This is a genomic window from Dakarella massiliensis, from assembly GCF_001182045.1.
GTDB classification, from domain to species: Bacteria; Pseudomonadota; Gammaproteobacteria; order Burkholderiales; family Burkholderiaceae_F; genus Mesosutterella; species Mesosutterella massiliensis.
Genome location: NZ_CVTY01000007.1, coordinates 806,840 through 819,127 on the forward strand (window position 1 = coordinate 806,840; position 12,288 = coordinate 819,127).

The 12,288-nt window shown below is 51.4% G+C and carries 15 protein-coding genes; 3 read left to right on the forward strand and 12 right to left on the reverse strand.

The features are described from left to right. Window positions 1-6 precede the first annotated feature (6 nt). A complete protein-coding gene (gene surE, locus BN1936_RS09995) occupies window positions 7-777 on the reverse strand; it encodes a 5'/3'-nucleotidase SurE (protein WP_022442715.1) in 771 nt (256 codons plus the stop codon). Between the two features lie 204 nt (window positions 778-981). Here surE and BN1936_RS10000 point away from each other — a divergent pair, with 204 nt between their 5' ends. From BN1936_RS10000 to BN1936_RS10015, 3 genes are all read left to right on the forward strand, one after another. Further along, the gene (locus BN1936_RS10000) at window positions 982-1,644 is read left to right on the forward strand and encodes an IS607 family transposase (protein WP_082164570.1); all 663 of its coding nucleotides are present in this window, start codon (window positions 982-984) and stop codon (window positions 1,642-1,644) included. A 321-nt stretch (window positions 1,645-1,965) separates the two neighbouring features. Next, window positions 1,966-5,472, forward strand: coding sequence for a YadA-like family protein (locus BN1936_RS10010; RefSeq protein ID WP_082164571.1), 3,507 nt, complete (start codon window positions 1,966-1,968; stop codon window positions 5,470-5,472). Between the two features lie 561 nt (window positions 5,473-6,033). Then, window positions 6,034-6,420, forward strand: coding sequence for a type II toxin-antitoxin system HicB family antitoxin (locus BN1936_RS10015; protein WP_022442711.1), 387 nt, complete (start codon window positions 6,034-6,036; stop codon window positions 6,418-6,420). 67 nt (window positions 6,421-6,487) lie between these two features. On the opposite strand, the gene BN1936_RS11525 is transcribed toward BN1936_RS10015, so the two are convergent. The 11 genes from BN1936_RS11525 to BN1936_RS10065 all read right to left on the reverse strand — a co-directional run bounded on the left by BN1936_RS11525 (window position 6,488) and on the right by BN1936_RS10065 (window position 12,285). Continuing rightward, the gene (locus BN1936_RS11525) at window positions 6,488-6,733 is read right to left on the reverse strand and encodes a hypothetical protein (protein ID WP_148521245.1); all 246 of its coding nucleotides are present in this window, start codon (window positions 6,731-6,733) and stop codon (window positions 6,488-6,490) included. A 478-nt stretch (window positions 6,734-7,211) separates the two neighbouring features. Continuing rightward, a complete protein-coding gene (locus tag BN1936_RS10025) occupies window positions 7,212-7,385 on the reverse strand; it encodes a hypothetical protein (protein ID WP_022443431.1) in 174 nt (57 codons plus the stop codon). Window positions 7,386-7,476: 91 nt separating this feature from the next. Next, window positions 7,477-7,626, reverse strand: a complete 150-nt coding sequence (locus tag BN1936_RS10030) for a hypothetical protein (protein WP_157274792.1) — start codon at window positions 7,624-7,626, stop codon at window positions 7,477-7,479. A gap of 111 nt (window positions 7,627-7,737) precedes the next feature. Further along, the gene (locus BN1936_RS10035; protein ID WP_022443430.1) at window positions 7,738-8,202 is read right to left on the reverse strand and encodes a lysozyme; all 465 of its coding nucleotides are present in this window, start codon (window positions 8,200-8,202) and stop codon (window positions 7,738-7,740) included. Window positions 8,203-8,211: 9 nt separating this feature from the next. Then, entirely contained in the window at window positions 8,212-8,364 is a 153-nt protein-coding gene (locus BN1936_RS11530; protein ID WP_022443429.1) for a hypothetical protein, read from the reverse strand. A 148-nt stretch (window positions 8,365-8,512) separates the two neighbouring features. Then, a complete protein-coding gene (locus BN1936_RS10040; RefSeq protein WP_148521247.1) occupies window positions 8,513-8,992 on the reverse strand; it encodes a phage holin family protein in 480 nt (159 codons plus the stop codon). A 189-nt stretch (window positions 8,993-9,181) separates the two neighbouring features. After that, window positions 9,182-10,012: a hypothetical protein gene (locus tag BN1936_RS10045; protein ID WP_049687309.1), complete on the reverse strand. Its 831-nt coding sequence runs from the start codon at window positions 10,010-10,012 to the stop codon at window positions 9,182-9,184. A gap of 51 nt (window positions 10,013-10,063) precedes the next feature. Next, window positions 10,064-10,846 carry a hypothetical protein gene (locus BN1936_RS10050; RefSeq protein ID WP_049687310.1) on the reverse strand — a complete coding sequence of 261 codons (783 nt, stop codon included), beginning with the start codon at window positions 10,844-10,846 and terminating at the stop codon, window positions 10,064-10,066. Window positions 10,847-10,849: 3 nt separating this feature from the next. Continuing rightward, window positions 10,850-11,161: a hypothetical protein gene (locus BN1936_RS10055; RefSeq protein ID WP_022443425.1), complete on the reverse strand. Its 312-nt coding sequence runs from the start codon at window positions 11,159-11,161 to the stop codon at window positions 10,850-10,852. Between the two features lie 2 nt (window positions 11,162-11,163). Then, entirely contained in the window at window positions 11,164-11,670 is a 507-nt protein-coding gene (locus tag BN1936_RS10060) for a hypothetical protein (RefSeq protein WP_049687311.1), read from the reverse strand. Window positions 11,671-11,676: 6 nt separating this feature from the next. Further along, on the reverse strand, window positions 11,677-12,285 hold the full coding sequence (locus tag BN1936_RS10065) for a hypothetical protein (RefSeq protein WP_049687312.1): 609 nt from the start codon (window positions 12,283-12,285) through the stop codon (window positions 11,677-11,679). Window positions 12,286-12,288: the final 3 nt, after the last annotated feature.

Below are 12,288 nucleotides of genomic sequence, written 5' to 3' on the forward strand. Positions count from 1 at the left end.
AGTCTGTTACGGATGGCCTTTCCCCGGAAGCGCCTCATCAAACCAGGATGAGGTCGCCGACAGACGGCCGTAATGCGTTAAATCAATCTGCAGCGGCGACACGGAGACAAAGCCGTGCTGCGTTGCGTAGAAATCAGTTCCCGGTCCCTGGTCACGGGGCTTGCCGGCCCGTCCAAGCCAGTACACCTGCTCGCCCCTTGGGTCGAGCTCCGGTACGGCATGATCCGCGCTGTGGCGGCGGCCAAGCCTCGTCACGCTGATGCCGGAGAGCACGCTGTAAGGCATGTTCGGAATATTGACGTTGAGAAGCACGGGATCGGAGGACTGCTTCTTATTCAGAAACTGTTCTACCACAGTCTGAGCGACCTCCGCGGCAGACTCAAGTTCCATCCACCCGCGGTCGATCTGCGAAAACGCGATCGAGTCAACCCCGAACTGGTAGCCTTCGATCGCCGCGGCGACAGTGCCCGAATACATCGTGTCGTCACCCATGTTGGCGCCGGAGTTGATACCGGACACGACGAGGTCCGGACGGTCGTTCAGAATCCCGGTAAAGGCGAGGTGCACGCAGTCAGACGGCGTGCCGCTCACGGCATAGACGTCCCGCGCCACCTCGGTCACCCGAAGCGGCAGCTGAAGCGTGAGGGAGTTGCTCGCTCCCGACTGGTTGTGTTCGGGCGCGCAGACCGTTACGCGGCCAAACTTCGTCATTGCTTTCGCAAGCGCCTGGATGCCGCGGGCGGAGTAGCCGTCGTCGTTTGAAATCAGAATGTGCATCAAATCCCTCGTGCGGCCCCTGCGTTCAGCGTTCTTATGCAGAAGCCGTTTTCAATCAGTAATTGGTTAATGATAATGGCATAGGAACAGCCGGTCATGCAAAAACACAATTATTCCGGGGATCTTTCTCACGCCGGGAGGCGTCTGAGTCTATACTTTCAGCCATTGACTGATTAGTTGTTCAGATTTTTTCTCTCCCTATCCATGAAGCTATCCGCCTGGGCCCATCAAAGGGGCATTTGCTATCAGACTGCCTGGAGAATGTGGAAGACCGGAAAACTCCCGGTTCCCGCCTGCCAGCTCCCGTCCGGCACCATCGTTGTGGATGATGTGCCGGCAGCCGGCGGCGTGGGGCTCTACGCCCGCGTCTCCTCGGCTGCCGAAAAGGACCGTCTGAAGCGTCAGATGAGACGGCTCGAAGTCTATGCGGCCAGCATGGGCTGGAGCGTCATCGATAAGGCTTCTGAAATCGCGACCGTAACAAACGAAAACCGCCGCGGTCTCCAGAAGCTTCTGAAGAACCGCCAGATCCGTACGATCGTGGTGGAAACTCCGGATCGGATTCTTCCGTCCGGCTTTGATTACCTCGATCTCGCACTGCAGTCTGACGGCCGGCGCATCATCGCTCTCGATGAACAGTTCTCGGGGCACGATGATGAGACAACGCTTGAGGAACTCCTCGACACGTACTGCGCGAAGATCTACGGCCGGAAAGGCGCCGCCGCGAAAGCGAAGGCTCTTATCGCGCTGCTGCACGAGGGCGACCTCGATATGCTGAAGGCGTCCGAACGGGCGTCTGAACGAGCGGCCGAACGGGCTGCCGCAGCCTCAGAAACGAAGGAAGATGAGACAGAAGTGACGTTCTGACTCCCCGCGGTCTCTTTCCCGCAAAAAAATATCCGCGTCATCGCTCACCGGCGACCGCGGATTTTTTATGTGCCTTCGGGAGGCTGATAAAGGAAAAGGGAGGTAACTTCCGTTACCTCCCTTCCTGGATTTGGTCGGTGGTGGGACTCGGATACCCCTATTACCAAAGGGTTTTAAATGGATGTTGTTGCCTGTTTGTGGCTTAGTTTGTGGTAATAAGTCCCTATGTTCCCCAACAATTAGGGGTAAACCCCAGAATTTTGAGGGGGGAGAAATGATTTATCGTATATCCATACATTTCCTTACTATTAGGAGAAAAACATGCGCACACAGAAAAAATGCACAAGGTCTTCACACTTCAGGATAACCACTATAGCTATCGCTGTTGCTTCGTCTTTTGCCATGACGCCGGCTTGGGCGGCCCCTGCTACCAACCCCCCTGGGAACGGTGTAGGAATTGCTATAGGCTCAGGAAGCACAACCGATACTTACGCCAAAAAACAAATAGCTATTGGGGTTAATTCCAAAACGATTTCTGATGGCTCTGCCCCAAATGATAGTGCCATTGCTATTGGCGCAGGGGCTCATACCTATAACGAATTGGGACGACGCGTTGCTGCCGTTTCTTTTGGAAAACAGCATGCAGATTACACTGGGGGAATTGCAATCGGTGCTAATACCTATGCGATTACAACAGGAACCAGCATTGGCCAGCGTGACTACGTAGGAGCCATGGGGGATATAACCGTTTCTAACTCGAATCGCGACATTCTCCAGTACGCTCCTGGTGCAACATCATTGGGAAGTAATGCCTATGCAGGAGGTACCCTTTCAACAGTTCTTGGCGCTTATAACATTGCGACCAGTGGATACAATGGCACAGGGGGGTTTAACTCTCTTTCCTATGCGGCACAAAATTTTGGGTCCACTATTGTCGGTACATTGAATACCAACGAATCCGCCACAGTTCGTGCACCCTTTATGAGTACCAGTTATTCCGGCATTGCAAATAGCACTGTAGGTATCGCTAATCGAACGTACAATGCAAACGGCGCCTTGATTTTCGGTGCAGGCAACGAAATTACCAATTCAGTCGTAAAGATCTCCTCCGTTAGTTCTAGCACTCAAACGGCCTCTGCCTCTGTTAATGAGCTTGCAGGGAACTTGCGCACCGCAATTCACAATGACGAAGGCGGCTCAACTCTTGCTATCGGCGGCGGCAACATTGCCGATTACACCCAGGCCTCTCAGCTGATCGGCGTTAACAATACGCTCAAAGGCTCGTCCAGCTCCGTAAGCCATTACAACGCGCTGAATGGCTACAAGAACACGGCGACCAACGTTCAGCATGTGACTGTTATTGGCTCTTCCAACACTGTTACAGACGGTGAAAGCAATATCGTTGCTGGTGACAATCATAAGCTCACAGGAGCAAGCAAATCAGTCATCATAGGCTCTTCAACCGAGAACAAAGAAGTTACAAAGAGCAATGTCGTTGTAATTGGCCAAGATGCCGATATCTTCCAGGAGGGTGATGTCGCACTTGGTAGCGGCTCTACTGCAGCACAAGTGGAGACAACCACCAATATAACCATTAGAGGCACTTCGTACAATTTCGCTGGCACTTCTCCGACTAGTACAGTTAGCGTTGGTTCTGCAGGCAAAGAACGCACAATTACAAACGTTGCCGCGGGGCGTATTAGTGCCGCTTCAACTGACGCCATCAATGGCAGCCAATTGTTTGCCGTCACTTCTGCGTTGGATACTCTCTCTACATCTGCTGGTGCCCATTACTACTCTGTAAAGAGCTCAAACACTGGAGCAGATTCTAACTATGATAATGATGGCGCCACTGGCACTGATAGTATTGTTCTGGGTATCGCCTCAAAAAATTCCGGTAACAACAGTACCGTTATCGGCAATATGAACTCTCTGACTGGAATAAAAAACGGTGCCAATAACAGCATTGTCGTTGGCCAACGCTTAGAGGTTGACGGCACACACAACGCTGTCTTTGGCACAGATTACGCAAATTATGATAATAAGCTGACCAAGGTCGTGGGCAATCAAAACACCGTTATCGGCGTTGGTAATCTTGTTGGCTATACAGCCGTTCAAAACGGAACGCAATGGACTTATACAAAGTGGGGAGATAGCGGTTCAGACCAAAACGTAGCTGTTGGATTGAACAATACCGCTAATGGTGGAAGTATCGCTGTAGGTACTTCGTCCGTAGTTGATTCTCTGGGAGTTTCCTTGGGGCACGGAAATACCGTTATCGGTCCTGACGACAATGGCGGACAATGGGGAGTTGCCATAGGCAATAAGCTCACTGTTTCTGGTGAAAACGCAGTTGCTGTAGGGACGGAGTCCACCGCCAAGGGAGATTGGACTGTTGCCGTGGGTTCTAACGCTTCAGCAGAGAAGACTTACGATATTGCTATTGGCAAAAAGGCTTCTGCCACGGGAGGGTGGTCTACTGCATTAGGGGCATCTGCTAGAGCCAGTGCCCAAACCTCTACAGCGCTTGGGTACAGAGCTGAAGCACCCGTTAATAACGGTGTTGCTTTAGGCTCCTTCAGTGTCGCCAACACTGAAGCTGGTGTTGCTGGCTACGACCTTTCGACCGGCGCGGCATCTACAGAAACTTCAGTTGCTTGGAAATCAACAGCAGCAGCCGTCTCAGTCGGTGAGGTTGATAATGGTATAACTCGGCAGATTACGGGGGTGGCGGCGGGCTTGAACGACACCGATGCTGTCAATGTGGCACAGCTTAAGAAAGCGGCATCCGCGGCAACCACCAATGTCAACACAACCGATCCGAACATGACAGTGACGGAACAGCCGGCTGATTCCCACAATTACACGATTGGGCTGAATAAGAACCTCACCGGCATGGAAAGCGCGGAGTTTGGGGCTGACGCCGCAAAGACGACTATCTCTGCTGGTGGCGTAACCATCGTCAAGGACAGCACAACGGTAAGCCTTAAATCCAATGGACTAGATAATGGCGGGCAAACCATCAAGAATATAGCTGCTGGCGAAAACGACACTGATGCGGTTAACCTCTCGCAGCTGAAGAATTCCGTTACGAAGGTGGAATCTACCAGCCAGGGCTATATCGATATCACAACACGGAAGGAAAATGCCTCAACCAATACCGGGGCAACCATCTACTCCGTGGGACTGTCTGCTGATGCCAAAACCGCGATCACGAATGCCAATCATTATCTGACGGCTGATGGGATCAATGCCCAGAACCAAAAGATAAAGAATGTTGCCCCCGGGACGATTTCCGCGGCGTCTACTGATGCTGTGAATGGCAGCCAGTTGTATCAGACAAATCAGGCGGTTCAGCACAACTCTGATGATATTTCCAAACTGTATAACCGCAGCGCGGAACTTAATCGCAAGATCTATCGTGCTGGCGCGCATGCGGCTGCTCTTGCCGCACTGCATCCGCTTGACTTCGATGAAAATCATCTGGTATCCGCCTCTCTTGGCCTTGGTCAATACCACAGCCACGGAGCGGTCGCTCTCGGTATTTTCGCCCGCCCGACGGAGAACTTTATGGTCAGCCTGGGAGGATCAATCTCCTCTGGCAGTGATGTGATGGGGAATCTCGGCGTGCATTATCGCTTTGGAGGCGACAGCGTGCGGGTGAACAAAGCGGAACTTACTCAGCAGGTAAGCACTCTCAAAGCTGAAAACCGGGATCTGTCAGCAAAATTGGCTTCTTCCAACTCAAAGCTGGAAGCCGCTACGTCAAAGATTGACTCTCTGATGGCAAGGATCCACGCTATCGAAGCCAAACTTAATATGAAGTAAGCAAAGCTCAAGGAGAGGGGGCTTGCCCCTTCTCCAACATATATAATGTATATGGTCTTGTGAAGGTCTCTGTGGTTCGCATGTGGGCACCAGCTCTCCCCTTGTAAGACTGGCACGGCCTAATAAGAGGCCAAGATGCAAGAGAACCGCGCGCGCCCCTTGAGGAAACTCAGGGGCGCCTTTTTTATTCCCGCTAATACTTATCTTTGTACCCCTGCTGAGATAACGGATTAGCCGCTCAGGCTACATCCTTTACAATGTGTATTTGATGTGTATAATAGATCTTGTTGATTAACAAGGGGTAAACCATGGATAGCTCCACGGTAATCAGCAGGATTAAAGCGGATGGCTGGAGGCTCCAGAGCGTGAAAGGTGATCATCACAATTTCAAAAAAAGCCGGTTTTCAGTTCATCGTGACGATCACTCACCCGCGCAAGGATGTGCCAATCGGGCAACTGAAAGACATATCCAAGAAGTCAGGCATAAAATTTTAAGCCAGTTGGTCGGGCGAGGGGTCTTCCCTCGTCCGTTTTCTCGCACAAGAACAACGGAGGCAGTAAATGCGTTACCCGTGCGCGATCGAAACAGGAAACGGCGTTTATGGTGTAATCTTTCCCGACCTTCCCGGATGCTACCCCTCTGGAGAAACCCTAGAGGACGCGTTCAAGGATGCTAAAGAGGCTGCCGAGTCGTGGATGGACGCCATGGCTGATGAAGGTCTTGAAATTCCAGCTCCATCTGCCATGGATGATGTCGTGAAGAATCCTGATTACAAGGGCTGGGTCTTCGGCTCGGTTGACATTGATATGTCCAAAATCTCAGACAAGGCCGAGAGAGTGAACATCACCCTCCCGAAACGCGTTCTGAGGCGGCTGGACAACCTCGCCAAGGAGTCCGGGGATTCCCGTTCTGGGTATATTGCTCACCTTGTCCTTTCGGCCTCATAACCTCAAAAGCCCGGGGCGTTGCTCCGAGCTCTTTGCTACTGATGAGAAACAGCATCCTTATCCGCGGCTACTCTTGTAAGAAGCTCTGCACCCTCCCCAGCCAGTTCTGCGCCTTCTCCGAGTAGGCTTTCGCATCGGGCGAGGCGCTCTTGAGTACGGTCTCCGGTATCTCGGGCGATTTGCAGATCACTCTTGGCTCTGGTGTCTGCGGCGTCGCGCACCCGGACAGCAGTAACCCGCACAGCGCGAGCGTCAGATAAAGCCTTGTCTCGCGCGGCAAGCGCATCAGCCAATTGTCTTGATTGTTTCTCATAGCGTTCCTGCGCCTCCTTTTCTACCGCCCTGGTCTGCTTCTGCCAATCAGATTTAAGCTCGCTGATCTGAGCTTCATACTTCTCCGCCGTCGAGGATCTCCCCCTGGAGTACCCCCAGAACGCAGACGCTATCAAAGCGCCAATGATGACGCCGGTAATGACTAGCCCCCTTTTCCCCATACTTGCCTCTATAAAAACTCAATCAGCTTCTTGAAGAGCTACCCAAAAGGGAGCCCCTGCCCTCTGCAACCTTGCTATAATGCTTCGCGTGAGGTTTATTTCCTTACCGTGGTTTTATCAAATCAGTCGATTGGCCTCCCCGGAAGAGCACACGCTTTCCCGGGGCTTTTTTATATCATCAGGCAAACCTGGGCCATTAATATAGCTATAATGGCTGGGACGAGAACTTTCTCCTTTTTGCCCTACGTCCTCGCTTCTCGTCATCCCCCGGCTTTTGCCGGGGGTTTCTGTTTTCGGTTATTTCAAAGCAAGCACGATTTGAACAATCGTATAGACAAGCCCTGTAGCACCAGCAAACGCAAGAGCTGAATACTTAACCCCAGTGGCTACGCCTCTGAAAAATGCCTCTTTAAGTTCCATATCTCTCATACGCTGCCCCAAATTTTCATTGCGCTTGATATAATTTTTCATGTAGATGTGGTCCATCTATGTGTAACGTTTCTTAAGTCTCTGTTATGATTCGTTCCATCCCCGGAAGAGTTGCCGCTCTTGCCGGGGATTTTTACAGAGATCGGATAAAACCGATGACGCCCAGCACACCCCCAATAACGGCGCAGGCGACCAGCACGAGTTCTTTCCAGAAGTGAAAACGCTCCTTTTTGTATTCGCTGATAGCCGCTTGCTGAGCCTGTTTCAACTTCTGTTCATCCATAAAAGCCTCTAGCTTATCTATTCTTTCTTTGGTATCATCTCTCACGTACAGACCTCATATGTACACATTGCTCAGTCCCCGAAAGAGCTGCAACTCTTCCGGGGATTTCTTTTAACTGAGGAAGAGCTCCTTCTCTGCCTCTCGTCTCCTTACCAACCCCGGAAGCTCCCTCCCTCCCGCTCGCGCCCAACGCTTGAATTCATACCCCGCATTAATTACCTTGCCGGCATTAAAAAGTTTGAGGAGAGTAGATCTGCGGAGTGCCCCAGCGCCACAGTTGTATGCAAAATCCAACAAAGCGATGAACTGCCCTTGCGTTACCGCGACCCTGACAGATCGGGACAGCACATCACGAAGACGGTAAAGCTCAGACTCCAGAAGCTCGTCTGCCTCCTCTTGAGTAATCTTTATGTTCCTGATGACAGGGTTCCCAGATGCCAGGCGTGTAGAGCCATAACCCACAGTCCATACCCCCGCAGGATCCCGGTAGGAAGCCAGCCGGCACCCCTCGTTCGACTTAATGAAGGGAACCGCAATCGCCGGGTCCCACACCGAAAATTCTTTCTTTTCAGCCATGATCTCTCCTTATTTTGTCAGCCAAAGGACAAGAACTGCTGTCACGACTGGGGCAATAAACGCCCTGACAATCCCGAGCAAGAACTCTCTTCTTTCCTTTTGTTTCTCTTCAAATTCGGCCCGCACACGCCTTTCAATTTCCTGCTCTTTCTGCATATCCATAAGCACACCAACCTCTTGCTTTAGTTTTTGAATTTCAGCTATACTGGCGTTGTGCAGAAGTTCCTGTGTGTAAAGTGGGATAAAAAAAGCCCTCGGGAGTTCGTTCCTCTCGAGGGTTTTCGTTTGATGGGGAGGGGCCCCTATCCTTCTATTTGTCTCTGTGCTGCCGGTGAATCTCTCCCCCGCTCACCACATCTGACGCCATCGCCTCTGACCGCTCTTCCATCGCTTTCAGCATCTTGCGGACCGGTGCCGGGATGATTGATCCATACCCCATGCGCTCAATGTTTTCCAAGATACTGCCAAAGTCGTTCAGGCAGAAAGCAAAGACCGCCGCATCCCTAACACTGACGAAGGGTATAACCGAAGTGATATCCAGCCCATGGCAAAGCGCCACGAGGCTCAGCATGACGATCTTTTTGGTGATGCCAAGGAACCCCGTACGGGAATTCCACTGCCCGGTCTTCATCGCGGCATAAGTACCGCTCAAATAGTCGGCTACGATAAAAACAAACAGCCATTCAATCGCGTCATCGATCGGGCCAAAAAGAAAGGAGCACAAGGCTCCCAGAATCCCGCCAACTGCTAAAAGTACACGGGAAGAGAAGTCGGGGATCAGATCTAGCATAGCGCCTAGCAGAAAGTATTGAACGTTTTCGGATAAAGAGATAAACTTGAAGACAAGGAACAGGGTTAGGCTCCCACTACGGCGTGGTGTAACGTTATGGTACAAACCATCCTGCTCTGGGGGGATAAACACCACGATAATTCCTGTGAATCCACGGCAGGAACTCGTAAGGATTACCCCCCATTTCTTTTATACGATCCGGATACCGACTATTTCATAAGTCCACTTCAAATTACTCTCATCTTTTGTCGGTATTAGCTTTCTTATATTTTCAAAACTTTCCCCTTTACTCTTAATCATTTCCTTTTTTGTTTCCCAGTTCTTTTGTTTTGAAGTAATCAAAGAGTAAACACTTAATCCTCCGTTATGCGTGGCTTTTATATCCACCATAATATGCAAGGGTTTTTCGCCCCTGATCGGCAATTCATAATTCGCATAGCAAAATGCGGTTTTCTCTAAAACATCTTTTCCTTTCTCCTTATGGAAGTTTTTTTGCCATCCCGAAAAATCCCCCTTTTTGAAAATTTTCGGCAATAACCCAATCACAAGAATGTAATCCCTACATTCGCTAACTGCCGCTTCTTTCCCTCTTCTAGAAGCCAACCGTATTACGCCTCTAAGTTCGTTGTACAAACTCACTCCTAGTTTTACGTTCTGTTCGCCAACCTCCGGTAATTTCGCAGGCAAGATTCCTCTCATTGATTGACAATATTTCTGTAACACTTTACCTGGATCCTTACCCAATCCAAGATCCTGATTGGCAATCCTCGCGCTGTTTTTTATTTGCTCGTTGGTTATGGGTTCAGCTGGAATCGATGCCTTCTCAATTTTTAAATTTTTATCTTCTTCTACAGATTCTGAGTTCGTTTCCACTTTAGGCCGGGTAATTGGGGAATCTCTCTTCCCACTCCCGCTCACAAATTGCCCAGTTCTCTCGGAATGGCGACACCCATTGGCGTCCTCAGTGGCGTCCGCCACAGACACAAAGCGATAGATATCCACGAAACGGAACATTTTCATTGGCGCAAGTCCCCTTCATCTGCGCTGTGATTTCTTTGCGGACATGATCAATTAACCGAGGCTGGCCATAATGGCCATTGCTTCCTTTCTTGAGGCCGCAAGGATAGCCATCGGCTCTCCTCCAGATACGTCTGCAGAAACAGGGGTACCTTTTTGCAGGGTAATAGGAATTTCCTGAATCTGACCGCCACCACTTGCGAACAACTTCAGCCCGTTGATTGCATTAAATGCATTATCTGTAACGTTGCACAGCAGCGAGGTAGTTCCTTCGACTACAGCCGTACCGGCTTCTTCGCCTCCGGAGAGTGACGGAGAGACTACCCGCAGCACATGGTCGCTTGCATTCCTCGAATACAGAACCGCATAGCTTTCAGGCATAAAGCTACTTATCAGCCGAGCGTCTTCCGCCTCAATGGTGAGGTCTTTATCAATATCCAGGGTCGCTGTTGTTGAGCCGATATTCTCTCCATTCACGATGAGATTCCCACAGACATACTTGCTGTTGTCGGTGGCGGAAACGGCTACCTCAAATTGAATAGGGGTGCCGTGCGGCAAATGCCAATCGAAATCAACATATCCATCACTAGCTATATCATTAGAACGCATGGAGCTGTTTATGCCCGACCTAATTTTGGGGGTCGCCCGGATCACCTGGTTTTCCGTCGGTTTGATCCTGACCTTTGGATACATGGCGGCACTCCCGCCCCCCACCTGGATCGCCGAGATCGCTGCCGCCATGCCTGAGGGCTTATAGATCGCCGTGCTTCCGTTCTTCGCTCGGATAGCGTTCGCAATCGCTGTGTAATACTTCGGATCTGTCAGAACTTTCGTCATGGTTTAATACCCCGCCGCATCGCCGTCAGTGATCGCGGAAATCGCTGTAGTAATCGCTGCGTCCGCTTCAGACTTGGTGTAGTAGTTAGAGAGGTCCACCGACGAGCCAGAGCCCGCGGCGGCTACTTTGCTATCAACCTCAGACTTGGTGTAGGCGTCCGTGATGCCGTAGCCCGCGAGCGTTGCCGCTTTCTTCGCGTACTCCGCAAGTGCTGAAGAGAGAGCATAGTTATCGAGCTCCGCCTCAATCGTTGACTTGCACGCAGTAAGCGCTTCTTTGACCTTTGCTTTGAGGTCTGTAAAAGTTACCGTCATAGTTACACTCCTTTGATGAATTCATCGCATGCCTCGTAAATCGAGGTCATGAATGAGTTGAAAACTTCGACTGTGGTATAGGATTCGGTGGCTATTGATGCGGCTTTCTCTGCACTCGCATTGGCTTGCGTTGCGAAGCCTTCCGCCGCTGATGCACTCACCTTGGCTTGCGTTGCGGAGCCTTCCGCCGCCGATGCACTCGCATTGGCTTGCGTTGCGGCGTCCGAAAACTGATCAATCAGAGCGGCCGCTTTGTCGGCAAGCTCTTTCGTGTAGCCTTGAAGCGGGGCAATTGCGTAACCGCCAGATGACGCTGTTGTTCCTTTATAGGCCGCCGCCAGAGTGATCTCCGTGGCTGAAACAACTTTTGAAATTTCATAGAGCAGTCCGTCCGGGCCTACAAAGCCATCGCTCCCGATTCGGACGTTGTCGACCCATGCCGTCCCAGTCCCGGTTACCGTGGTTGACCCATTCGTAACGGAACAAGTTCCCGCCTTATACCAAGCCATGTTTGTTTAACTCCAAAAAATTGCGGTAACCGCTTCAATCGTTTCTGCCGCCTGAACTTCTTCCACGAGCTTCTTCCGCTTCCCCACGGCCTCGGCTGATGCCTTTCTGTAGGCGTCCACGTGCGCCTTGACCTTGTCCATGAAGTCGTTCAGCTCAATGCCTCTGGCTGAAGCGCAGGCTGCGCACCACGGAACAAGGTCGGCGGATGGAGAGGATGAGGCAAACCATGCTTTGCATTCGTCTGCCTGCTGCTGCCAAGTGGACTGCTCATCCTCCGGGTAGCCGGATTTAAACTCGTCCAGTGCCGCGCTCATAGCTTTCGTCAGTTCCCTGACTTTGGACGCCTTAGCCGCAGAAAGTTCAGCCGCCTCATCGGCGGCCTTTTGTGCATCGGATCTGGTGTCTTCCCACGCATGCTTTGTCCAATTAAACGTGTGATACTTCGAGGGCTGAGCGGGCTTTTTCTGCCACCCCTCTCCATCCCACCAGTCACCCTGAGGATTGCCTTCCATGGCTTCGGCGCCTTCGGAGATATTCGCCTGCAGCTGTGCCGGATCGCCCCAGAAGGTCTTAAGGAGCTGTCCTGTCGCTTTATCGATAATTGCGTAGTTCATCTT

What these genes read in the sequence shown, in the direction of transcription:
- BN1936_RS10065 (WP_049687312.1), bottom strand. Translation starts at nt 12,285, where the DNA reads ATGAACTACGCAATTATCGATAAAGCGACAGGACAGCTCCTTAAGACC.
- BN1936_RS11530 (WP_022443429.1), bottom strand. Translation starts at nt 8,364, where the DNA reads ATGGATATGCAGAAAGAGCAGGAAATTGAAAGGCGTGTGCGGGCCGAA.
- BN1936_RS11525 (WP_148521245.1), bottom strand. Translation starts at nt 6,733, where the DNA reads ATGAGAAACAATCAAGACAATTGGCTGATGCGCTTGCCGCGCGAGACA.
- BN1936_RS10010 (WP_082164571.1), top strand. Translation starts at nt 1,966, where the DNA reads ATGCGCACACAGAAAAAATGCACAAGGTCTTCACACTTCAGGATAACC.
- BN1936_RS10030 (WP_157274792.1), bottom strand. Translation starts at nt 7,626, where the DNA reads ATGGATGAACAGAAGTTGAAACAGGCTCAGCAAGCGGCTATCAGCGAA.
- BN1936_RS10045 (WP_049687309.1), bottom strand. Translation starts at nt 10,012, where the DNA reads ATGAAAATGTTCCGTTTCGTGGATATCTATCGCTTTGTGTCTGTGGCG.
- BN1936_RS10055 (WP_022443425.1), bottom strand. Translation starts at nt 11,161, where the DNA reads ATGACGGTAACTTTTACAGACCTCAAAGCAAAGGTCAAAGAAGCGCTT.
- BN1936_RS10015 (WP_022442711.1), top strand. Translation starts at nt 6,034, where the DNA reads ATGCGTTACCCGTGCGCGATCGAAACAGGAAACGGCGTTTATGGTGTA.
- BN1936_RS10035 (WP_022443430.1), bottom strand. Translation starts at nt 8,202, where the DNA reads ATGGCTGAAAAGAAAGAATTTTCGGTGTGGGACCCGGCGATTGCGGTT.
- BN1936_RS10060 (WP_049687311.1), bottom strand. Translation starts at nt 11,670, where the DNA reads ATGGCTTGGTATAAGGCGGGAACTTGTTCCGTTACGAATGGGTCAACC.
- BN1936_RS10040 (WP_148521247.1), bottom strand. Translation starts at nt 8,992, where the DNA reads ATGCTAGATCTGATCCCCGACTTCTCTTCCCGTGTACTTTTAGCAGTT.
- BN1936_RS10000 (WP_082164570.1), top strand. Translation starts at nt 982, where the DNA reads ATGAAGCTATCCGCCTGGGCCCATCAAAGGGGCATTTGCTATCAGACT.
- BN1936_RS10050 (WP_049687310.1), bottom strand. Translation starts at nt 10,846, where the DNA reads ATGACGAAAGTTCTGACAGATCCGAAGTATTACACAGCGATTGCGAAC.
- BN1936_RS10025 (WP_022443431.1), bottom strand. Translation starts at nt 7,385, where the DNA reads ATGAAAAATTATATCAAGCGCAATGAAAATTTGGGGCAGCGTATGAGA.
- surE (WP_022442715.1), bottom strand. Translation starts at nt 777, where the DNA reads ATGCACATTCTGATTTCAAACGACGACGGCTACTCCGCCCGCGGCATC.